21 protein-coding genes and 1 tRNA gene are annotated in these 21,685 nt (G+C 58.7%); 12 read left to right on the top strand and 10 right to left on the bottom strand.

From position 1 onward, the window contains the following. Positions 1–68 precede the first annotated feature (68 nt). From O3W47_RS07790 to O3W47_RS07770, 5 genes are all read right to left on the bottom strand, one after another. Entirely contained in the window at positions 69–383 is a 315-nt protein-coding gene (locus tag O3W47_RS07790; protein ID WP_003522548.1) for a hypothetical protein, read from the bottom strand. A gap of 173 nt (positions 384–556) precedes the next feature. Then, positions 557–970, bottom strand: a complete 414-nt coding sequence (gene mutT, locus O3W47_RS07785; RefSeq protein WP_003522547.1) for an 8-oxo-dGTP diphosphatase MutT — start codon at positions 968–970, stop codon at positions 557–559. Further along, positions 967–1,743: a GNAT family N-acetyltransferase gene (locus O3W47_RS07780; protein ID WP_080819298.1), complete on the bottom strand. Its 777-nt coding sequence runs from the start codon at positions 1,741–1,743 to the stop codon at positions 967–969. The genes mutT and O3W47_RS07780 overlap by 4 nt, the downstream gene beginning before the upstream one ends. Before the next feature lie 18 nt (positions 1,744–1,761). Further along, positions 1,762–3,003 (bottom strand): bifunctional glutamate N-acetyltransferase/amino-acid acetyltransferase ArgJ, encoded by a 1,242-nt coding sequence (gene argJ / locus O3W47_RS07775; protein WP_269313395.1) that lies wholly within the window; start codon positions 3,001–3,003, stop codon positions 1,762–1,764. Between the two features lie 93 nt (positions 3,004–3,096). Continuing rightward, the gene (locus tag O3W47_RS07770; protein WP_080858141.1) at positions 3,097–3,966 is read right to left on the bottom strand and encodes a peptidylprolyl isomerase; all 870 of its coding nucleotides are present in this window, start codon (positions 3,964–3,966) and stop codon (positions 3,097–3,099) included. 242 nt (positions 3,967–4,208) lie between these two features. Between O3W47_RS07770 and secA the strand changes: the two genes are divergently transcribed. From secA to O3W47_RS07745, 5 genes are all read left to right on the top strand, one after another. Next, entirely contained in the window at positions 4,209–6,926 is a 2,718-nt protein-coding gene (gene secA, locus O3W47_RS07765; protein WP_269313394.1) for a preprotein translocase subunit SecA, read from the top strand. Between the two features lie 135 nt (positions 6,927–7,061). Continuing rightward, positions 7,062–7,955 carry a DMT family transporter gene (locus O3W47_RS07760; RefSeq protein WP_127755664.1) on the top strand — a complete coding sequence of 298 codons (894 nt, stop codon included), beginning with the start codon at positions 7,062–7,064 and terminating at the stop codon, positions 7,953–7,955. A gap of 81 nt (positions 7,956–8,036) precedes the next feature. Next, positions 8,037–9,239 carry a glucans biosynthesis protein MdoC gene (gene mdoC, locus O3W47_RS07755; protein WP_269313393.1) on the top strand — a complete coding sequence of 401 codons (1,203 nt, stop codon included), beginning with the start codon at positions 8,037–8,039 and terminating at the stop codon, positions 9,237–9,239. 57 nt (positions 9,240–9,296) lie between these two features. Beyond that, positions 9,297–10,712 carry a Wzx-type polysaccharide biosynthesis protein UppV gene (gene uppV, locus O3W47_RS07750; protein WP_137453793.1) on the top strand — a complete coding sequence of 472 codons (1,416 nt, stop codon included), beginning with the start codon at positions 9,297–9,299 and terminating at the stop codon, positions 10,710–10,712. An 8-nt stretch (positions 10,713–10,720) separates the two neighbouring features. Beyond that, positions 10,721–11,992 (top strand): GNAT family N-acetyltransferase, encoded by a 1,272-nt coding sequence (locus O3W47_RS07745; RefSeq protein WP_080819304.1) that lies wholly within the window; start codon positions 10,721–10,723, stop codon positions 11,990–11,992. A gap of 54 nt (positions 11,993–12,046) precedes the next feature. Here the strand turns inward: O3W47_RS07745 and uppQ are convergent, their stop codons facing one another. After that, positions 12,047–12,682, bottom strand: a complete 636-nt coding sequence (uppQ, locus tag O3W47_RS07740) for a polysaccharide biosynthesis GNAT family N-acetyltransferase UppQ (RefSeq protein WP_080819305.1) — start codon at positions 12,680–12,682, stop codon at positions 12,047–12,049. 295 nt (positions 12,683–12,977) lie between these two features. Here uppQ and O3W47_RS07735 point away from each other — a divergent pair. Both O3W47_RS07735 and O3W47_RS07730 read left to right on the top strand, forming a co-directional pair. Next, positions 12,978–13,062 (top strand) — tRNA-Leu (locus tag O3W47_RS07735). 267 nt (positions 13,063–13,329) lie between these two features. Next, on the top strand, positions 13,330–13,845 hold the full coding sequence (locus O3W47_RS07730) for a disulfide bond formation protein B (protein WP_035264342.1): 516 nt from the start codon (positions 13,330–13,332) through the stop codon (positions 13,843–13,845). Positions 13,846–13,875: 30 nt separating this feature from the next. Here O3W47_RS07730 and O3W47_RS07725 read toward each other — a convergent pair whose 3' ends face one another. Beyond that, entirely contained in the window at positions 13,876–14,433 is a 558-nt protein-coding gene (locus O3W47_RS07725) for an HNH endonuclease (protein ID WP_003585610.1), read from the bottom strand. Between the two features lie 283 nt (positions 14,434–14,716). Here O3W47_RS07725 and O3W47_RS07720 point away from each other — a divergent pair, with 283 nt between their 5' ends. The 5 genes from O3W47_RS07720 to O3W47_RS07700 all read left to right on the top strand — a co-directional run bounded on the left by O3W47_RS07720 (position 14,717) and on the right by O3W47_RS07700 (position 17,453). Further along, positions 14,717–15,082 carry a hypothetical protein gene (locus O3W47_RS07720; protein WP_269313392.1) on the top strand — a complete coding sequence of 122 codons (366 nt, stop codon included), beginning with the start codon at positions 14,717–14,719 and terminating at the stop codon, positions 15,080–15,082. A gap of 146 nt (positions 15,083–15,228) precedes the next feature. Beyond that, the gene (locus O3W47_RS07715; protein ID WP_080819306.1) at positions 15,229–15,834 is read left to right on the top strand and encodes a transglutaminase-like cysteine peptidase; all 606 of its coding nucleotides are present in this window, start codon (positions 15,229–15,231) and stop codon (positions 15,832–15,834) included. A 195-nt stretch (positions 15,835–16,029) separates the two neighbouring features. Further along, on the top strand, positions 16,030–16,821 hold the full coding sequence (locus O3W47_RS07710) for a metallophosphoesterase family protein (protein WP_269313391.1): 792 nt from the start codon (positions 16,030–16,032) through the stop codon (positions 16,819–16,821). A 63-nt stretch (positions 16,822–16,884) separates the two neighbouring features. Beyond that, positions 16,885–17,139 (top strand): BrnT family toxin, encoded by a 255-nt coding sequence (locus tag O3W47_RS07705; protein WP_003520889.1) that lies wholly within the window; start codon positions 16,885–16,887, stop codon positions 17,137–17,139. Continuing rightward, positions 17,130–17,453, top strand: coding sequence for a BrnA antitoxin family protein (locus O3W47_RS07700; protein WP_269313390.1), 324 nt, complete (start codon positions 17,130–17,132; stop codon positions 17,451–17,453). The genes O3W47_RS07705 and O3W47_RS07700 overlap by 10 nt, the downstream gene beginning before the upstream one ends. 72 nt (positions 17,454–17,525) lie before the next feature. Here O3W47_RS07700 and O3W47_RS07695 read toward each other — a convergent pair whose 3' ends face one another. From O3W47_RS07695 to O3W47_RS07685, 3 genes are read right to left on the bottom strand one after another with little or no spacing between them, the layout of a single operon-like run. Continuing rightward, positions 17,526–18,752 (bottom strand): glycosyltransferase family 4 protein, encoded by a 1,227-nt coding sequence (locus O3W47_RS07695; RefSeq protein ID WP_269313389.1) that lies wholly within the window; start codon positions 18,750–18,752, stop codon positions 17,526–17,528. Beyond that, complete coding sequence (locus tag O3W47_RS07690) at positions 18,749–20,086, bottom strand: polysaccharide pyruvyl transferase family protein (RefSeq protein WP_269313388.1); 1,338 nt, start codon at positions 20,084–20,086, stop codon at positions 18,749–18,751. The genes O3W47_RS07695 and O3W47_RS07690 overlap by 4 nt, the downstream gene beginning before the upstream one ends. Then, positions 20,079–21,557 carry a lipopolysaccharide biosynthesis protein gene (locus tag O3W47_RS07685; protein WP_331283554.1) on the bottom strand — a complete coding sequence of 493 codons (1,479 nt, stop codon included), beginning with the start codon at positions 21,555–21,557 and terminating at the stop codon, positions 20,079–20,081. Before O3W47_RS07685 ends, O3W47_RS07690 begins: the two co-directional genes overlap by 8 nt. Positions 21,558–21,685 lie beyond the last annotated feature (128 nt).

Below are 21,685 nucleotides of genomic sequence, written 5' to 3'. Positions count from 1 at the left end.
ACCCTGTTGAAATCAACTCTATCCTAGGTCGGCGATGTGAGGAATGCGTTACCTTTGATGGTAAACGATCAGCAACCGCTCTCGTTGCTATAACCCGTGACCACGCAGGGCATTTCCGGCATCGGCTGGGTGATGCTGCGACGGATGGAATAGGTCTTGCCCACATCGGTCTTCTTGATGGAGCCCGTGCTGATCATGTCGTAATTGTCAGGGAACTGCGCCACCCGCGTGGAGGATTTTCCGGCAAGCATGGGAGTGACGATGAGCGAGAGCGCGATAACCGCCGTGCCGAAAAGCAGCGCTACATTGAGCACGCCGGTGCGACGGGATTTGTCGGAATACAAGTGACGACCTTCCACCGTCTTCCAGAAATCCTCGTTCATGACCAACCTCGTCTCGCGCAGTTTACCGCTTCTTTAGCTTAACAATCTGCCAGAGGGTGCTGAACGATCTCTTAACACAGCCCCGTTTTGGCACGGCAAAGCGCTGCAAACGGGGCATTTTCACGAAGCCGTGACGGGATAATACGCGAGGACCTCGGGGGGGCTTCCCGATTTTATAGCAGATCCTGCAGGAAGGGTATGAGCGGCTCATCGGCCGGCGGCATGGGGTAATCGCGCAGGGCCTGCGGCTTCACCCATTTGATCGCCTGCCCTTCCCGACCGTGTGCAATGCCCTCATAACGGCGGCACACGTAAAGCGGCATCAGGAGGTGAAAGGTCTCATAGGTATGGCTGGCAAATGTCAGCGGTGCGAGGCAGGCGACCTTGGTTTTGATGCCCAGCTCCTCGTCCAGTTCACGGACAAGGGTTTCCTCCGGCGTCTCGCCATGCTCCACCTTGCCGCCCGGAAATTCCCACAGACCCGCAAGCGACTTGCCTTCCGGACGCTGCGCCAGAAGAATGCGGCCATCCTGATCGAGAAGGGCGCAGGCGGCGACCAGCAGGATTTTTTTGCCTGCCTCGCTCATTCGCCGGTTCCCTTGCGCCAGTAGCGATAACGATAAGCCTCGGAGAAGCCGAATTTTTGATAAAGGGCGATCGCCGGCGCATTGGTGGAAACCACCTGCAGCCAGGCGGTTTTTGCGCCGCTTATTCTGGCCCAGCGCAACGCGGATGACAGGATCTGCGTGCCGAGACCCTTTTTACGCTGCGATTTTATAACGTCGAGCGAGAGAATGCCGGCGAGATCGTTATCCTGCACGCAGATCACCGTCGCGAGCGGATTGCCTTCCACTTCCTCATTGATGAAGAGGCCGAGCGCCGGCTTGATGGAGCTGACGATTTCCGCAATCGCCGGACGGAGCGCCGGGTCGCCATCGCTGACCTTGATGCTCGCCTCGATAAAACGGCCGATATCGTGGCTCGGCAGACTGACCAGCGTTTCGGGCAGTTCCATTCCGGAGAGATCGGCCGTCATGACCGTGACCTCTTCGAAAACGGACCAATCGTCATTCGAGAGAAATTCTCTCAGCTGCGGCGGCATCAGCGTCGTTTCGCGCACCACCAGCGGTCGGCCGAAATCTTCGAACCGCTTACGTGCCTTTTCCAGCCGCACCGCGCTGTTTCCGTAATCGGACGGATCGAGCGGCACCACGCAGTTGATGCGCTTGGAGGGGTGCGAACCCGTCAGGCGGATTTGCCAGCTACCGTCATAAATCACCGACGAGGCAGGCCATGCCCGGAAGCTGACGGCTTCCAGACGGCGAACCAGCGGCAGATTGACGGCCTTGTTGTCCTGCATTCTCTTCGGCTCCAACGGTCAGCTCCGGTAGTCGCCGTTGATCGCAACATATTCTTTCGTCAGGTCACAGGTCCAGACGGTGGCCGTTCCCTGACCGAGACCGATATCCACCTTCACCGGAATGTCTTCGAGACGCATCACCGCGCTGGTTTCCGCCTCCGAATAATCCGGGTCACGCTCGCCGTTGACGGCCACGCGCACGCCGCCGAACCAGATGGCAAGGCGGTCGCGGTCGGCCATTTCGCCCGACTTGCCGACAGCCATGACGACGCGGCCCCAATTGGCGTCTTCGCCCGCAACCGCGGTCTTCACCAGCGGCGAATTGGCGATGGAGAGGGCAATCTTCTTGGCGGCGGCATCGTTTTCCGCGCCTGTTACGGTGACTTCCACCATCTTGCGCGCGCCTTCGCCGTCACGAACCACCTGCAAGGCGAGGTCCTTCAGGAGATCGTTCAGCGCGGTGCGGAAGCCGGCAAGGCGCTCGTCATCGGCGCTCGTTACCTTCACCTGGCCGTCTTCGGCGGCAGCACCTGTCGCAAACAGCATCAACGTATCTGAGGTGGAAGTGTCGCTATCGACCGTCACGGAATTGAATGTCGGGCCAACACCGGCAGACAGCAGCGACTGCAGGGCGGCGGGCTCGATATCCGCATCCGTCACCACGAAAGAGAGCATCGTCGCCATGTCGGGCGCAATCATGCCGGCACCCTTGGAAATGCCGTTGATCGTCACGATCACGCCGCCGATCTCGGCGGTACGGGTCGAAACCTTGGGATAGGTATCGGTCGTCATGATCGCCTTGGCGGCTTCCTGCCAGAAATCTGCTTCCGCCCTGACATTCATGTCGTCGAGAACGCCGGCAAATTTCGAGGCATCCAGCGGCTCACCGATCACGCCTGTCGATGCCAGAAACACCTCGCTTTCGGAGCAGCCAACAGCGGCAGCGGCGGATTTCGCCGTCAGTTCGGTCGCGGCCTTGCCCTTGACGCCGGTAAAGGCGTTGGCATTGCCGGAATTGACCACCACGGCGCGCGCCACGCCGCCGCCGAGATTGGCGCGGCAGAAATCGACCGGGGCGGAAGGGCATTTCGATTTGGTGAAGACGCCGGCGACGCTTGCCGGCTTGTCGAACACCATCAGCAGAACGTCGGTGCGGTTCTTGTACTTGATGCCGGCGGCGGCCGTCGCCATGCGAACGCCGCGCAGCGCAGGCATGTCGGGATAGGATTTCGGAGCGAGCGGGGAAACGGCAACGGACATGGGAAGCGCCTGAAATTCTGGAAATGGGAAGTATGGAAATGCCAGAGATGAAACGGGGCGGCCTTTAAAGCCGCCCCATAACAAGGGTAATTCTTACTGCTGCGGCTGCGGCTGAGCCTGCTGTTCCTTCGTGGCTTCGTCGTAGCCCTTCTTCAGCGTCTCATCCATGATTTCGATCTTCTGGTCAGCCTTGGCCTTCTCGATGAGGGCAACGTACTTGTCACGCATGACAAGCTGACGAACCTGCGGCTCGACCTGCTCGAAAGCCGGCGGCGGCGCGATGCGCTTGTCTTCGAGCTTGATGACGTGGAAGCCGAACTGGGTCTTCACCGGAGCCTTGGTGTAAGCGCCTTTTTCGAGGCCGAAAGCGGCTTCTTCGAATTCCGGCACCATGCGGCCCTTGCCGAACCAGCCGAGATCGCCGCCGTCATCCTTGTTGGAATCGGTCGACTTTTCCTTGGCGAGCGCGGCGAAATCCTTGCCCGAATCAAGCTGCTTGATGATGTCTTTCGCTTCGTCCTCGCTGGCGACGAGAATGTGCGCGGCCTTGATTTCCTCTTCCTGCGGCAGTGCTGCGACTTCCTTGTCGTAGCGGGCCTTTACTTCGTCAGCGGTAACGGCATCGACCACGTGCTTGCGGAAATAGGCGTTGTGCAGCTCACGGTCCTGGATGAATTCCATGCGCTTCTTGAAATCTTCAGTCTTTTCCAGACCTTCGGCGCTGGCGTTCTTCACCAGAAGCTTGACGTCGATCGCGCCGGAAAGGGCGGCAACCTTCTTCTGCTCATCGGGAAGCTGCGCGAGCTGCGGGTCGAGGTTGCTCATGGCGAGGTCGAGTTCGGACTGGTGGATTTCCAGATCGCCGACCTTGGCGACAACCTTGTCTTCCTGTGCAAAAGCCGGAAGCTGGAGGCCGAGCGTGGCCACAATCACCGCAGCCGCAATTTTATTATAGCGCAACATTTTGAACCTTTCGGGGACAATGCCGGCTCCAGACATGGTTTCCGGCTCTGAAAAAACTTCCAAACACCGGATTGTGGCCATTCTGTAACGGGCAGAACCGTTGACATCATTTGCCCCCCCTCTTATCTGTCACGCAACCTCGCGTCCAGATACGTTGAAGGGCGAAGTCCGTCATTTATGCTGAAATCGGCGTGACGGAGAAAAGCGCCCGGCAAAACGGAATTTCAGAAAGGGCCAGTAAGATGGTCAGTCTCGGCGGAATAGCCCGCAAGTTGTTCGGTTCGGCAAATGACCGCCGCGTCCGCTCCTATAAAAGCAAGATCGCAGCCATCAATGCGCTGGAAGAAGCCACCAAGGCGCTCTCCGACGAAGCGCTGGCGGCCAAGACCGCTGAGTTCCGCCAGCAGCTTGCCGATGGCAAGACGCTGGACGACCTGCTGATCCCGGCTTTCGCCGTCGCCCGTGAAGCGTCGCGCCGCGTTCTGCATATGCGCCCGTTCGACGTGCAGCTGACCGGCGGCATGATTCTGCATGGCGGCGCCATCGCCGAAATGAAGACCGGTGAAGGCAAGACGCTGGTGGCGACGCTTGCGGTCTACCTCAACGCCCTTGCCGGCAAGGGCGTGCATGTCGTCACCGTCAACGACTATCTCGCCAAGCGCGACGCGGCCACGATGAGCAGGCTCTATGGCTTCCTCGGCCTGACGACCGGCGTCATCGTCCACGGGCTGGACGACGACCAGCGCCGCGAGGCCTATGCCTGCGACATCACCTACGCGACGAATAACGAACTCGGCTTCGACTATCTGCGCGACAACATGAAATATGACCGCGCCCAGATGGTTCAGCGCGGCCACAACTACGCGATCGTCGACGAAGTCGACTCGATCCTGGTCGACGAGGCGCGCACGCCGCTCATCATTTCCGGCCCGCTGGACGACCGTTCCGACCTTTACAACACCATCGACGCCTTCATTCCGCTGCTGACGCCGGAAGATTACGAAATCGATGAAAAGCAGCGCTCGGCCAACTTCTCCGAAGACGGCACAGAAAAGCTCGAGAACCTGCTGCGGCAGGCGGGCCTCCTGAAGGGCGAATCGCTTTACGACGTCGAAAACGTCGCCATCGTTCACCACATCAACAATGCGCTGAAGGCCCACAAGCTCTTCACCCGCGACAAGGACTATATCGTCCGTAACGACGAAATCGTCATCATCGACGAGTTCACCGGCCGCATGATGCCGGGCCGCCGTTATTCCGAAGGTCAGCATCAGGCTCTCGAAGCCAAGGAAAAGGTGCAGATCCAGCCGGAAAACCAGACGCTTTCCTCCGTCACCTTCCAGAATTATTTCCGCATGTACGAAAAGCTGGCCGGCATGACCGGTACGGCGGCAACGGAAGCGGAAGAATTCGGCAACATTTACGGCCTCGACGTCATCGAAGTGCCGACCAACCTGCCGATCCAGCGTATCGACGAGGACGACGAGGTTTACCGCACCGGCGAGGAGAAGTTCCAGGCGATCATCACCGAGATCAAGGCGGCGCATGAACGCGGCCAGCCGGTTCTGGTGGGCACGACCTCCATCGAAAAATCCGAACTTCTGGCGCATCTCCTGCGTCAGTCCGGCTTCTCCGATTTCCAGGTTCTGAACGCGCGTTACCACGAGCAGGAAGCCTATATCGTCTCGCAGGCCGGCGTTCCGGGTGCGGTTACCATCGCCACCAACATGGCTGGCCGCGGTACCGACATCCAGCTCGGCGGCAACGTCGACATGCGGCTTGAGCGCGAGCTCGAAGGCATCGAACCGGGTCCGGAACATGACGCCAAGGAACAGGCGATCCGCGCCGAGATCAAGGTTCTGAAGGAAAAGGCACTTGCCGCCGGCGGTCTTTACGTCATCGCCACCGAACGCCACGAAAGCCGACGCATCGACAACCAGCTGCGCGGCCGTTCCGGCCGTCAGGGCGACCCGGGCCGTTCGAAATTCTACCTCTCGCTTCAGGATGACCTGATGCGCATCTTCGGTTCCGAGCGCATGGACTCGATGCTGCAGAAGCTCGGTCTGAAGGAAGGCGAGGCAATCGTCCATCCGTGGATCAACAAGGCGCTGGAACGCGCCCAGAAGAAGGTCGAAGCCCGCAACTTCGAGACCCGCAAGAACCTTCTGAAATATGACGACGTGCTGAACGACCAGCGCAAGGTGATCTTCGAGCAGCGTCTCGAGCTGATGGAAGCCGACAATATCGGCGAAACCGCAGCCGATATGCGCCATGAAGTGATCGAAACGCTCGTCACCAAGCATATTCCGGAAAATGCCTATGCCGAACAGTGGGATATTGCAGGCCTGAAGGCCGGCATCGCCCAGTTCCTCAACCTCGACCTGCCGGTGGAGGAATGGGCCAAGGAAGAAGGCATCGCCGAGGACGACATTCTCCAGCGCGTCACCGAGGCCGCCGACAAATACGCCGCCGAGCGCGCGGAACGTTTCGGCCCCGAGATCATGACCTATGTGGAACGCTCGGTCATTCTCCAGACGATCGACCATCTGTGGCGCGAACATATCGTCAACCTCGACCATCTCCGCTCGGTCGTCGGTTTCCGCGGTTATGCCCAGCGCGACCCGCTGCAGGAATACAAGGCGGAAGCTTTCGAACTGTTCCAGGCGCTGCTCGCCAATCTGCGCGAGGCCGTTACCGCCCAGCTGATGCGCGTGGAACTGGTGCAGCAGGAACCGCAGCAGCCGGAACTGCCTGAAATGACGGCGCATCATCTCGACCCCAATACGGGCGAAGACGAAATGGCGCAGGGCCAGCAGGCCTCGCCCGCCGCCTTCGTGCCGGCCGAGGATCGCGATCCGGAAAACCCCGCCACCTGGGGTCGCATCGGCCGCAACGAAATGTGCCCCTGCGGCTCCGGCAAGAAATACAAGCACTGCCACGGCGTTTTCGAACAGGCCTGAGGCAGTTCCTGACAGACAAACGACATCGCCCGCACCTTCGGTTGCGGGCGATTTTCGTTACACCCCTCGATCGCTGTTGACGGATATCGGCAATTTCCAATATGGGAGCCTGATCGTCTTCCGGAAAACGCTTTCATGGCCCCTCGCGACTTTGCCGCTTATGTTTTTCTCGCACTGGCGTGGGGAATGTCCTTCCTGCTGCTTTTGCATGTCGTCGAGGCCTTTGGCTGGATCGGTGCGGTCACGCTCCGCTCTCTCGTCACCGCCATCACCCTGTTTCTGATCGCGATTGCGGCGCGCCGAAAGCTTGCATTTTCCGCCAGCTGGCGTGCCTTTGCCGTGGTCGGCGCCACAACGGTTGCGGGACAGTTGATCGGCCTTTCCTATGCGACGCCGCTGGTGGGCACCGCCATGGCGGCCATTCTGGTGGCCACCATCCCGCTTTTTTCCATGCTCATCTCGCAGGTCTGGGGACTTGAACGCCTGACGAAACAGGGCTTTGCGGGTCTCGTCATCGGCTTTGCCGGCATCTTGCTGCTTGTCGGCTTCCCCGCTGTGCCCGTCACGACCGGCTTCATCATCGGCTGTGCCGCCGCCCTTGCCGCCTGCATCTGCGCCGCCTATGGCAGCAATTATGCCAGCCGTTATCTCAAGGGCGTGGGTTCCTGGGAGATCACCATCGGCTCGTTCCTGACGGGCGGCCTGATGACATTGCCGCTTCTTCTGGCCGTGCCCCTGCCCGGAACGCCCCGCCTCATCGACTATGGATATCTTCTGGTGCAGGCAGTGGTGATGAGCGGGCTCACCTACATCACCTATTTCCGTCTCGTTTCGGTCATCGGTGCGACGAGGACGATCAGCGTGGAATTTGCCGTGACCGTCGTGGCAGTGCTCATCGGCGCGCTCGTGCTGGATGAGCCGCTTTCACTTCCCCAACTCCTCGGCGCCGGGATCATCATTCTGGGCTGTGCGCTGGTCCTCGATCTCCTGCCCCGGAAAAAGGCTCCGCCCACACCCTCCGGGGCGTGAAGGGTTTATTAGCGTTTTCCACCAATAGTCGTGCTGGTCATTGCTGATCACACGGGATCGCGTTTGCGGCGCGAGGGAAAAATGCAACCGGGCAAATCTGACTACGAGCATTATTGGGACCCGCTAAGGGCGCTCCTCATGCTGCTCGGCATTCCCTATCACGCCTCCCTGCTCTACAGCCATGTTTTGCCATGGGACATCAAGGATTTCGACACCAGCCCGCTTCTGAGCGCGCTAGGTGCTGCACTCTCCACCTTCCGCATGCCGGCATTCTTTCTGGTGGCCGGCTATTTCTCCACCATGGTCATCGGCAAGAAGGGCAAGATGCGCTGGCTGAGGCAGCGTTTCCTGCGCCTCGGCGTGCCCTTCATCGTCGCCATTCTTCTGCTCGGGCCATTGCAGCTTTTCCTGCTGCAACTGGCCGGCGTCGCCAAAGGCGATATCCCGGCCGACCGACTGCTTGAGAGCCTGCCCGGCCTGCTGCGCCCGAGCGAACAGTGGATCATGCATCTATGGTTCCTGCCGGCCCTCATCTTCTATTCGATCCTGCTTGCCGGCCTGCTGTTTCTCGCGGAACGTCCGCCACTGGCCTATGTGAGAGACTGGTTCGGCAGCCTGCGGCAGCGGCATACCACCCTGTTTTTCGCGGCACTCTGCCTCGTACCCGTTGTGTGGGAATTGATGATCTACGGATCCGGCCTGCTTGCGGCAAAGAGCGGAAGCGGCCTTTTTCTTCTCTATGAACGCGCTTCCGACCCCTATGCGCGCTACCTGCCATTCTTCCTCATCGGCGCGCTGCTGCACCGTGACCGCGCCCTGTTTCACCGCTTTCGCCAGACGGGTCTTCTCACCGGCGTCATCGCGGCGGGCGCCATCGCGACGGCGGTGATCCTGCGCCTGCAATATCCCTTTTCGAATTCGGCCCTGCTGGTGCTGGTGTCGGCAATTGCGGCGGTGGCGGCAAGCCGTCTGTTGATCGACCTTGCCTGCCGCTATTTCGACAGGCCGAACCGGCTTGCCAGACGCATGACGGATGCGTCCTTCACCATCTACCTGTTTCATCATCCGCTGATCTACGCCTTCGGAACGCTGTTCATCCTCATTGCGCTGCCGCCCATCCTGGAATTTACCATCATCGTCGCGGCCACCACGGCAGTCGCCTATCTGCTGCATCAAGCGATACGCCTCAGTCCGCTCGCCCTTTTCCTGTTCAACGGCATCCGCAAGCCACGCGTGGCGAACGATATTGGCACACAGGCCGGCGCGTCCCAAACCCTTCGTTAAGGATGAAGCGCGTATGATCGGCCTGCCTATTCAACTGGAAATGATGGCGTGTGGATCATGGCTATCCTCAACACGGCGGAAAAAGCCTTACCCGCAGGCCTGCGCGCGACGCTTTCGCCGCTGGTAGCGAAAGTCGCCGTCGTTCTTTCCGGCGGAGATGAGGTCTCCCGCGCGCAGCGCATGGCGCTGGTTGCGTTTGCAGTGCGTATCGTCAGCGCCGGTATCGCCTTCATTTCCCAGATCATCCTTGCCCGCCTGATGGGTGAATTCGAATATGGCCTGTTCGCTTTTGTCTGGGTTCTGGTGATCCTGTTCGGCAATCTTTCCTGTCTCGGTTTTCACACCACCGTCATCCGCTTTTTACCCGGCTATCGCCTGGAGGATGCCCATGACAAGATCATGGGACTGACCTCGACGGCGCGTGTCTTCGCCATGCTTTCGGCCAGCGCGCTTGCGATTTTCGGTTTCGTTTTCCTGTATTTCTTCGGCGAAAGCATCGCCTCCTATTATCTCATTCCCGTTTCACTGGCGCTTTTCACCCTGCCGATGGTGGCGCTGGGCGATGTGCTGAACGGCACCGCACGCGCCAATGGCTGGGCGGTCTCCGCACTCAGCCCCACCTATATCGTTCGCCCGGTGCTGATCCTGCTGTTCATGCTGGTGGCAATCGGTCTTGGCGCGGAAAAAACCGCAACGACGGCCATGCTGACGGCCCTTCTTGCCACCTATGTCACCACGCTTTTCCATTTCGCCTTCATGAACCGCAGGCTCAACCGGCATTTCCGCAGCACGGCCCGCAGGGTGCATTTCCGCCACTGGATAAGGTTCGCCTTCCCCATGTTCCTGATCGACGGCATCGGTTTTTTGATGACCAATTCCGACGTGGTGATTGTCGGGCTTTACCTGCCGCCGGATCAGGTCGGCATCTATTTTGCCGCGGCAAAGACCATCGTGCTGATGCAATTCGTGTTTTTCTCGGTGCAGGCGGCCGCCGCCCCGCGTTTGGCCACCCTGATGTCGGCCAATGACAGGCAGGGGCTCGCCGGTTTCGCCAGCCAGGCCGCGCGCTGGGCCTTCTGGCCGTCGCTCGGTGTCGGCAGCGTGGTGCTTCTGGCCGGCCCGTTCCTGCTGTCGCTGTTCGGCCCCGGCTTCGTTCAGGGCTATGAGCTGATGTTCTTCCTTTTCGCCGGTTTCCTCGCCAAGGCGCTGATCGGCCCGGGGGAAACATTGCTGAACATGGCCGGCAAACAAAAATTGTGTGTCGTCCTTTATATTATTATCTTCGGTTGCAACATTGCACTCAACATGGCGCTCATTCCGGTCTATGGTCTGGCAGGGGCCGCGGCAGCGGTGGCGATAGCCATGGGCATAGAAGCTGTGCTATTGCATATTGCCATTCGCCGCACACTCGGGATCGTCCTTTTTGCCTTCAACGATCCCCGGGCGGGTCAAAACACTGGGAAGGCGGTGTAACGATAAGCATGTCCAGCGATCCAAAGAATCCGGATTTTCAGGACCCGCGCATCGCGGCACTGATGGCGTCCGCGGAGCGTGACCGCCCCGTGGCCGACAGCAGCCGACGCGTGGGCCGCGATGGCCGGGAATTCTGCATCTATCCGGGTCAGCTCGGTTATGACATGCAGGAAGAACTCGACTTTCTGTCCAACCGCGTCATGGAGGCGAATGTCTTCTTCACCGGAAGGCTTCTCGCGCCCGCCATGCCGCGCATCGACGACAAGTCCGTGCGCTTCGCCCTCATTCGCGATGAGAATGGCGCCAGAAGCCGCATGCGCTTCCTGATGCCCTTTACCGTGGAAAAGCCGGGCTTTTCCATCGGTCCCTCCATCATTCGCGTCTGGGCCAATCCATTCGGGCCGCTCGGCACGCCGCTGGTCGACACGGAAGGCGCTGCCGAAACCCTCGACAATCTTTTCGATGCGCTTTCCGATAGCAACATGCGTCTGCCGAATGTTCTGGTTCTGCCGGATGTCCGGCTGGAAGGGCCGTTTGCCCGCATGTTCAAAGCCATCGCGCTCAGCCGCAACCTGCCGGTGACGACGACGGGCAATTATTACCGGCCGATGCTGGAAAGCCTTCTCGACGGCAAGGCCTATCTGCGAAACGCCCTTGCGCCGCACCATTTGCGCGAAATGAACAGGCAGTGGCGTCAGCTCGAAAAACTTGGGCCCCTCTCCTATACCGTTACCCGGCAGCCAGCGGACGTGCGTTACCGCATGGAGGAGTTTCTGGCGCTGGAGGCGAGCGGCTGGAAAGGCCGCAAACGCACCGCGCTGGTCAACGACCGTTATCGCGCCGCCTTCGCCCGCGAGGCGATCACCAATCTGGCCGAAGCGGATGCGGTGCGTATCCACACCATCGATCTCAATGGCAGCGCCATCGCCTCCATGGTCGTCTTCATCACGGCGGGCGAGGCCTATACGTGGAAGACCGCTTTCGACGAGAGCTATGCGCAATTTTCTCCCGGCAAGCTGCTGGTGCAGAAACTCACCGACTGGCATCTGGATGACGCCAATATTCTGCGCAGCGACAGCTGCGCCGTGCCCGATCATCCGATCATGAGCCGCTTCTGGCAGGAGCGTCAGGAAATGGGCACGCTGGTCGTCGGACTTGCCCAGAACAGCGACCGGGACGTGCGGCAGGTTTCCACGCAGGTGGACATGTACCGCAACACCCGCAATCTCGCCCGCAGCCTGCGGCAGAAAATCCTGTCCTTCGGACGCAAGGGCAATTGATCCGAAGGGCGCCGGCGGCGCCCTTCGAAGTTTCTGACACGGACAAAGCCTGCTTCAGCGCGAGGCCGTCCTGATCATCTTGCACAGTTGCGTCAGCGCCGCATCGTATCCGCCGCCCAGAATATCGACACAACGGCGGGCGAGCTTGATCTGCTCGGTTCGCGACATATCGTTATAGGCTTGCAGGGCATTGCGCATCGCGCCGGGAGACACCGTGCCCGAGCCGCCGGGATTGGTGGTGCTGCCGCCCGGATTTCCGGGCGTGCCGGTCGAACCGGAGCCGCCGATACCGACGCCGACGCCGAGACCGACACCGCTCGAGCCGCCCACATTGGCCCCGACATTGGCATTGATGCCGTCCGAGCCGCCAACGGAAGCGTTCACACCCGCATTGACGCCGCTGGAACCGCCGACGGATGCATTGACATCCGCATTGACCCCATTGCTGCCGCCGACCGATGCGTTGACATCCGCACCCAGCCCGCCGCCGCTCCTGCCGCCGACATCCGCACTGGCGTTAACGCCACTGCTGCCGCCAACGGAGGCATCGACCCCGAGCCCACCACTGCCATTGTCGCCAACACTGGCGTTAACCCCATTCTCGCCACCGATCCCGATATCCAGCGCATGGGCGTTGATCGGCAGGATCAGACAGGCGGACAGTAACAAATTGCGAGAAAAAGCCCTCATAATTTCCTCCCTATGAGTTTGGCCATTCCCGCCCCGCGTGGAAACTCCACCCTGACATCATAATTCAATTAGTAATTGCGTATATTCTAATTTATTAGAGGTGCCTAATATTACCCTAATGCCGCAACTGCAGGTGTCGCGATCCGGCACAGCCACCCTCTGCACCATTTTGATCGGCGGCCCGGAAAAGACGGAAAACCGCGCGCGCAAACACGCGCAATTCAAAAGGATAAGTCAGCTTTGGGGTTGCACGCATGGCCTTGAGCATGATAGACGCCGTGGCATTACCACCGTTGCCCCAATGGCGGAATTGGTAGACGCGCCGCACTCAAAATGCGGTTCCGAAAGGAGTGCTGGTTCGATCCCGGCTTGGGGTACCATTTCCAAAAGCGCATTGATTTCTCTAGGCTTTGCCCCGCACGTGCCAGTGAATTCTCTAATGGCCTCACGCCGCCGACAAACTCACGAAACTTTGCTTGCGCACCCCCCGAGTATTACCAGGCTTTCATTTGCCAGACGCAGCGGACTGGATTAGACGAATCCCGTTACACCCCGTGAGGACCGGCGACTTAATTTCGCCATCACGCCCGCCTTTTTGAAAGCCCGTCCGGGATATCTGCTTCTTCGCGAAGTTTGAGGAAAACAACATGGCCAATGCGACCACCGCCGACAATAGCCGCACGCTCGCCGCTCTCGGCGTCACGGCGGGAATGATCTTCACCGTCGGCTCCGCCCTCGGTTTCCAGCATATTGGCGGTTATACGCCCTGCGCTCTCTGCCTCTTGCAGCGCGATCCCTATTATTACGCCATTCCGCTGGGCATATTGGCCATTGCGACCAGCATCTTCAAATTGCCGGTCCAGATCACCCGGCTGCTGCTTGCCCTTATCGGCGTGGCAATGCTGATCGGCGCCGGGCTCGGCGTTTATCATGCCGGTGTGGAATGGGGTTTCTGGGAAGGGCCGATCACCTGCGCCACCGGGGCGCCTTCCATCACCACCAATGCCGGCGATCTGCTGGGCAATCTGAACGCCATCAAGGCACCTTCCTGCAACGACGCTGCCTTGCGGGTGCTCGGCCTTTCCTTTGCGGGCTGGAATGTCATCGCAAGCGTTGCACTTGCGGCAGTCGCCTTTTTTGGCGCGAGCCGTAAAAGCCGGTAAGCGGAAAACCGCGTTGCAGTCCTCAAAAGATCAAGGCTGCAGTTCGGTATCCCAGTAAAGATAGTCCATCCAGCTTTCGTGCAGATAATTGGGCGGGAACAGCCGCCCGTTATTGTGCAGATCCTGAACCGTCGGCTGGAAGGGCTTCTGCGCCGGGAACATGCCCGCCTGCTTGGGAAGCTTGCTGCCTTTTTTAAGGTTGCAGGGAGAGCACGCCGCAACGACATTGTGCCAGGTGGTTTCACCGCCATGCGCGCGGGGAATCACATGGTCGAAGGTCAATTCGTCCCGCGTGCCGCAATACTGGCATTCGAACTTGTCCCGAAGGAAAACGTTGAAGCGGGTGAAGGCGGGGTTGCGGGTGGGCTGCACATAGGTCTTGAGGCTGACGACGCTCGGCAGCCGCATGGAAAAGCTGGGGGACGACACCGCGTGATCATATTCTGCGATGATGTTCACACGGTCTAGAAAGACGGCCTTGATCGCGTCCTGCCAGGACCATAACGACAAGGGATAATAACTCAGTGGCCTGTAGTCTGCGTTCAGAACGAGCGCCGGCAGGGCCTGTGGTGAAACTGCAATCGTCAAGGGCTTCTCCTGAGCGATTCGGCATCTGCACTTGTATATTAGGTCCGTTGTTACAGGATTGTGAAGCCTATAAATGCAGCGGCGAAGAGCTTAATTTTTGAGCCGTAAAATGGCCTTTTTCGCATTCCTGACGATCAAGCGGCACGGTGACACCTCCTGGCGTTGTGACACCGCTGGCCGATGCTGCAGGAAGGCGATTCGGGCCTTTGCCGGGCACAAATCCTTCTCACACCGGATGCACTATCGGTGATATGATTACCCCCGACGGACGACTGGAAAATCAATGCGCGCCGGGGATGGCAAATGTGCGGCGGCGGCGTTCATCCTTTCCGTCAATGGAGGAACGGTCATGAGGTTGGGCAGGCAGCAAGCGGCAGCATTGCGGGGCGGCCTGGCGGCCGGCGTCCTGACCGCCATGATCTGCCTTTCCGCGAGCGCCCATGCCCAGCAGTATCAGAATTTCGAAGTGACGCCGGATGGCCGCGGCGGGGCGCAGGGAACGATCGGCGGGCGCAATTTCGAAGTTTACCGGAATTACGACCGGCCGCCGGCCAGTCGCGCCTCCCCCGATACCCGGCGTGAACTCAGGCGGGCTGTCCCGCAGCAAACCTGTATTGTCGACACCGAGGGCAGAACCCGCTGCCGGTGAGCACGAACCCGGTTTTCCGGCTGTTTTCAGCGCGCCGGCACAAAATTAGATTTCATTAAAATGCAATCTATCGACTTAAACGGCCCGCAAGAATGGGTCGCTATGGTGCCAGGCACAAGACAAGACAATTGTGCAGGGGCAAGGACATGGCGAAGAGAACAATCCGTCTGGCAAAGATTTTTGCCGTCGCTGCCGGCGTGGCGGCAGGTATTGCGACAACGGCATCAGCCGTCCAGCTCGGTGGCCTTGCCCAGAAGCCCGGCGCATCGCGGCCCGGCCAGTTCATGACCACGAGCCGTCCCACCATCGCACCCATTGCCTTTGCGAAATTCTGTGAAAGCGCCGCCGACCAGTGCCTCCGGATTGGCGACCGCGATACGGTGGAACTGAGCAAGCAGAAGCGCACGGAACTCCAGCGCATCAACGCCGAGATCAACACCTCGATAAGCTATGTCGGGGAGCAGGATGGCGAAGACGACTGGAAACTGAACCCGGCAAGCGGCGACTGTGAAGATTTTGCGGTGACCAAGCGGCAACGCCTCCTGCGCGCCGGCTGGCCTTCGGGCGCCCTGCGCATCGCCACAGCCCGCACGACGGATGGCATAGGACATGCCGTTCTGGTCGTCAGCACCAGCCAGGGCGATCTGGTGCTGGATAACCGCACCAATGTCGTCAAGCCGTGGAAAGCGGTGGATCTGAAATGGATCAAGATCCAGTCGCACGAGGACCCGCGTGTCTGGCTGAAACTCTAGAACACGGTTTCAGGCTGAAGCCGCCCTTTCGGACGGCAGGCATTTCGATTGCCGGTTTAAGGCAACGTATCTTTCGACCATCAAAGCGGGTATTCTTTCCCCACAGAATTGGCGCGTCAACGCAGCTTTGACGGGTGATGTGACAGCCGCCTTCAACGCTCTTGACCTTGTGCGGGAGAGACAGTATCGGCAGCTATGCCCAAGGTGCTCAACTGGATTCGCGGTCGTAAACAACCAGCCTCCCGCGACGACCGGAGGCGGCGCAGAATTGACCTTGGCGACAAGTCGGCCTCCTTCGCGATCTATGCCATTGGCGACGTGCATGGCAGCCTCGACCTGCTGTTGCAGGCGGAGCGAAAAATCCTTGCCGATCTGGGACCCGACCCCTCACCCGCGCTGGTCGTTCTCCTCGGTGACTATGTCGATCGCGGGCGCGATTCCCGTGGCGTTCTCGACCATTTGCTGCAACCGCCGCCCGCGCCGCTGCGCCGTATTGCGCTTTGCGGTAACCATGAGCAGCTCTTCCATGATTTTCTCGAAAATCCGCAGCAGAATATGCACTGGCTGGACTTTGGCGGCCGCCAGACGCTTTTATCCTACGGCGTCGATATCGACTATTTCCTGCAAAAGGGCCGCCTGAGACTGCAGCCATTCAGGGACGCCCTGCTCGGCGCAATTCCGCAGACCCACCGCCAGCTTTTATCCAGCCTGCCGATCTACGCCCGGATAGGACCCTATATTTTCGTGCATGCCGGCTTGAGACCGGGATTGCCGCTGGAGGCGCAGACCGATGAGGACATGCTCTGGATCAGGGAGCCGTTCCTGTCGCAGGGGGCCGGGCTGGACCTCATCGTCATCCATGGCCACACGCCGGTCACCGAACCGGAAACCGGCCCGCACCGGATCGGCATCGACACGGGTGCATTCACCACGGGCAGGCTTACCGTTCTCAGGCTTTCGGATGCGGGCTTGCACCTGATAGGCTAACCCAGGCATTTTTGTACTTACAAAAATCTTGCATACGTCGCTCATTTATTGTACGTACATAATATGCAAATCACTTATGACGAAACGAAGCGGCTGACGAATATCGAGAAACATGGCCTCGATTTTGCCGATCTGACGATTGAGTTCTTTGCAGGCTCTATCGTTCTTCCCGCCAAGGAAGACCGCTTTATGGCTATAGGTGAGTTTCAGGGTCGCATCATCATTGCGGTGGTGTTCAGCCCGCTAGGTTCGCAGGCCCTGTCCGTCATTTCCATGCGGCCAGCCAGCACCAGGGAAAGGAGGCTCTCATGCCCGTAAAGTTTTCTTCGAAACGCCCGCTTACCAATAAGGAAGAAGCCGAGATTCAGAAAATGATAGCGTCCGATCCGGACGCCCCCGAAGCCACCGATAAAGAGATGGCGCAAGCCAAACCGTTCGGGGCGGTTTTCCCTGACCTTGCCAAGAGTATTGATGGGGAGATTGCGCGCCGTGGCAGACCAAAGACGGATGCGCCGAAAACGCCGGTTACGATCCGTCTCGATCCTGATTTGGTGGAGCACTACAAAGCCATGGGCAAGGGCTGGCAATCACGCATCAATAGCGACCTGAGAAAACTATCCGGTCTTCCCTGATCACTCGAACGCCCAAAGCCGCCCCAACCGCACGACCAAGAAAAGGCCCGATAGCGGCATCAAGGTCTGGTTTCAACGAACTCGCCTGCCACTCAGAATATCGTCGAGGACCGCCATTTGCTGGCGATTCCATTCAACGGCATCCTCAAACGCCCTGTTTCCCAACTCCTGCCGCTGATCGCGGCTGGAGGCGAGCTGCAGGATCGCGTTGGCGAAAGCCCGATGGTCATTATCCTCCACAATGACCACGCCGCGCCGGTATCGTTCCGAAAGCCCCCTCACACCTGTCCGGGTGCTGATCGTGGGAACACCGGCAGCCAGGGCATCGAGCAATTTTATATTGATGCCTGTTCCGAGCGTGATGGGATTGATGGAGAGCGGCGCGCGCGCGAAGGCGTCCTTCAGATTATCCACGCGACCGAGCTTGAGAATGCCCTCCCCGTCTTCGATCTTGCCGCATATGCCGCCCGCCAGAACCAGACGAATATCCGGCCGGGCAGCCCTGACCAGCGGCATGACGTTTTGCAGGAACCCTTTCAGGGAAATGATATTGGCGTCATTGCCGGAACCAAGGAACAAGAAGTCGCTCGGTGTTAAGTCTTCCACCCTTCCACCGAGATGGAGAATATGGCTGACGGTCGCAACAACCGGCGGCTCTACCCCCAGCCGCTGCCTGAACGCCCGCTCCTCTTCCTCCTGAATGGCGACAACCACATCCGCACGGCGGAAGGCCTTGCTCTCCACCGCCGGCGGAACGGAGAACCAGTATCCATATTTGTTCGCGGTATTGATGAAAGCCTTGTGTCGGTCGGCGAAGGAATCATGAGTGTCGAGAATACGCAGCACACCCTTCGGCAACCCCAGGAACGCCCGCGAATGAAAGGCATATTCGACAATGACGGCATCGATGCCAAGCCGGCGCTGAAGGTCCCGAACCTGCCGGCCGATTTCCGGGTAATAGAACTCGTCCAGATGGTTGTAGAAGGCGCCGTCGCGGCCGAGAAGGCGGTGGACCTTTCGAACAGCTCGAAACGCGATCACTTCAGCTTCGAAACCCAAATCCCCGATAAGCCGTGTTTTAAAACGGCTCCGCTGCCGTGATACGAAATGCAGGCGTCCGGAACCGAATTCCGCTTCATGCGCGGCCGGATCGAAATCGGCGGCAATCGGGGTATCAACATAGACGAAATGCACCTCATGTCCCAGGCTGCGAACGGCACGCGTCAGCTGGAGAATCCGGCTGCGATTACCCTCGGACGCAGGAACGGCGGGAATGGCTGAGACGAAAGCAACTTTCATGAGAACGATTGATTCTGTTTTGGAAAAGACTCGAAAATCTGAAAATTGTTTTTTGACAGGCTGAGAACATCAGGCAATTTCCGCTGGACCTGCTCGCGGAGGTCATCAACATTGTCAACGAACTCCATCAAAGCATTCCTGATACCGTCATCGCTATAGAAGGCCGAGGGAGCGAGCAGTTCCGACGAAGATAGGGCGAAATGCTGGTATAGTCCTTCGAATTTCCCCTGATAGGCGATACATATGACCGGAACGCCTTTACCCAGCCCTGCTATGGCGAGATGCATGCGCCCACTGACAATTCCATCCAGTTGCGCCGCAATGCCCTTGAGAACGGACGCGGACCACTTGCCGTTCAGATATCGAACCCTATCTGCCAGTGAATCTGGAACCTGCCCGGCAATCGCCTGAAGGCAAAATTGGTCGCCGAAACCCTCCCGGTAATCATGCGGCATAAGCAGCCAGCAGACCGGTCGTGCATCCGCCACAAAGTGCAATGCCTCGGCTCCACGCTTGATGATGGTATCGACCTGGCTGCTGTCAGCATTTTTGAACAGCATGGGATGCAGGTTGAAGCCCATCACCCGGTATCCCTCATCACGTTTCCGCTTGATCCAGGAGACGGTGTCTTCATCCGGTTCTGAGGCAACAAGGCTAAACGCCGAATCGGCAACCAGTACCGCGTTTGTCCTGGCGAAGGATTGCAGGCGGTTGAAGGAAACCGGATCGCGCACATTAATTGAGACATTGGGATGAAGGGCGCTATAAAACATGGCCAGAGCGGGATGAGGCGCTTGGTTGAAGCTGAAACCAAGGATGACATTTTTTATCCCGGCAGCCGCAGCCAAATCAGCACTTGCCAGGAGTTTTGCGCTGACCAATGGATGATAATATCCATCCATCACATCTGCCCCAACCACTACGACGCAATCGTATCGCCGCGCTTCAAAGTGGTTAAGAAGCGCTCCGGAAAAATCAACTTCGCCAAAGAGATCGACAGGATTAAATCCCCTCTGACGAACCAAATCCGAAGCCCCTGTTCCCTCGACCAATATATCGACTTCGACATCAGGATTTCTTGCGCGAGCATGCTGAACTGTCGCGGTGATCATGGCATCGTCGCCGATAGAGCCAAAAACGGAATAGGGATCGCAGGCGACAATCAGAACCCGATTTATATGATCCCCAGCGGCGAGTTTTTTTATCCGTCGCTTTTGCTCCTGCAGCGTGTGAAAGAAGTGACGAATGGCAACATCCTGATTGCGGCTTTCATTGTACTTCACCCATTCACGATGCAGCGGTGCGGGGATGATTTTTTTTATGAGCTTACGCATTCACTTCCTTCCGTGGGAGTACCTTGCTCGTGACGAAAAGAACGGCCGACCGCGCCTGCGTTCGGGCAACCAGCGCTATGAGCAAAAAATAAGTTAAGATAAAAATGGATCCGAGCAGTATTGCAGACATGAAATCGCCTAAACTGAGGGCGGCAATTTCAGGACGCATCCATTGAACGATGACAAAGCAAAGACCGCTGGCGGCAAAACTCGGCAGAAGCAGAGACATTATTGTTCGGAGCGACACGCCCAATTCACGCGAAACATAAAAGAACGTAAAGGGCGTGGAAGCAAGCTGGCCAAATACGTAAACAATAACGAGTTCATCGATACTGCTTGTCGGTATGAAGACAATCATCAGAATTGTGGCAATCGATTTGACGGCGCCGGCAATCAATACCTTGTTCGGGCTGCCGCGTGCGGAGAGAAACGGGCCGTTTTGAAATTGTACACATTGTAACGCACCGAGAAGCAGCAGGGGTCTCGCGATCTCATCTGCTCCTTGCCACTGCGCCCCAAACAAAACGCGGCAAATCTCCGGCGTCAATGCCGCAAAAAGCACGAAGGCTGGTGTCGAGACAATTGCGGATATTGCGATCAACTGCTTGTAAAGTTCCGCCATGCGTTCGCGCTCGTGCGAGACGCGCGAAAGCACTGTCAGCGACACATCATAAAGTGCCGACTGGAGCAATTGCATCAGAAGTTGATAGAGCCTGCTGCCAACAGTGTAGAGTCCGAAGACGGCCACGCCATAGCGTCCCAGGATCATGAAATCGATCAGGCGCGTGGCCGCGAAATCGACAATACGAAGGCCGAGCGCCGACGAACCGAAGCGAAGCAGTTCGACGAAAGTGCCGGGATTGAGAGTGGCGCCCGGCAGCCAGTGCGGCTTTCGCCAGAGCCAGATCAGCGTGACGATGGTGGCGACATAGGTCTGCACGACGAGGCTCCAGACGCCCATGCCCATGATCGCGAAAACAATCGCCACGCCGCCGCCGACGATGTTCGATATGAAGGTTCTGATTGCCAGCGGCTTGAAAGCCAGTGCGCGGCGATAATTCACCTCCTGAAACATCGAAGCCGTGTTCAGCGGCAGCAAGATGCAGATCGCCACGATGACCGGCGCCAGCCCGTCGACCTCGAACCAGCGTTCCAGTTCCGGAGAAAACACGCAGACGGCAATGGCCAGCAGCGTCGCAACCGCAACCGAGGCATAAAAGGGCAGATTGACGTCGCCGGGCTCCAGGTTGCGTCTCTGCACGACCGCATCCGCGAATCCGAACTCCGACACCATCTGGATCAGCATCAGCACCAGCCCGGCGGTAGCGACCATGCCGTAATCGGTAGGGCTGAGGAAACGGGCCAGAACGATGAAGAGAATGGAGGTGAAAAGCTTGCCGCCCCAGTTCTGGACGATGGACCAGAACACGCCTTTCAGGGCAGCATTGCCTATCGACGTAGCTTCGGACATCAATCCACCACCTGTAAAACCGGCCGTGTCAAATCACCCGGCGTGGCGACCGCAAAACAGTCGACGCCCAGGCCGTGAAAGCGGAGGCTGCCTTTATTGCTTCCCACCATATGCTCTCTCCTTCGAAG

Source organism: Agrobacterium sp. LMR679 (assembly GCF_027157905.1).
Lineage (GTDB): Bacteria > Pseudomonadota > Alphaproteobacteria > Rhizobiales > Rhizobiaceae > Agrobacterium > Agrobacterium leguminum.
Note: the sequence above shows the minus strand (reverse complement) of the source record. Positions and strands in the feature narration are given on the sequence as shown.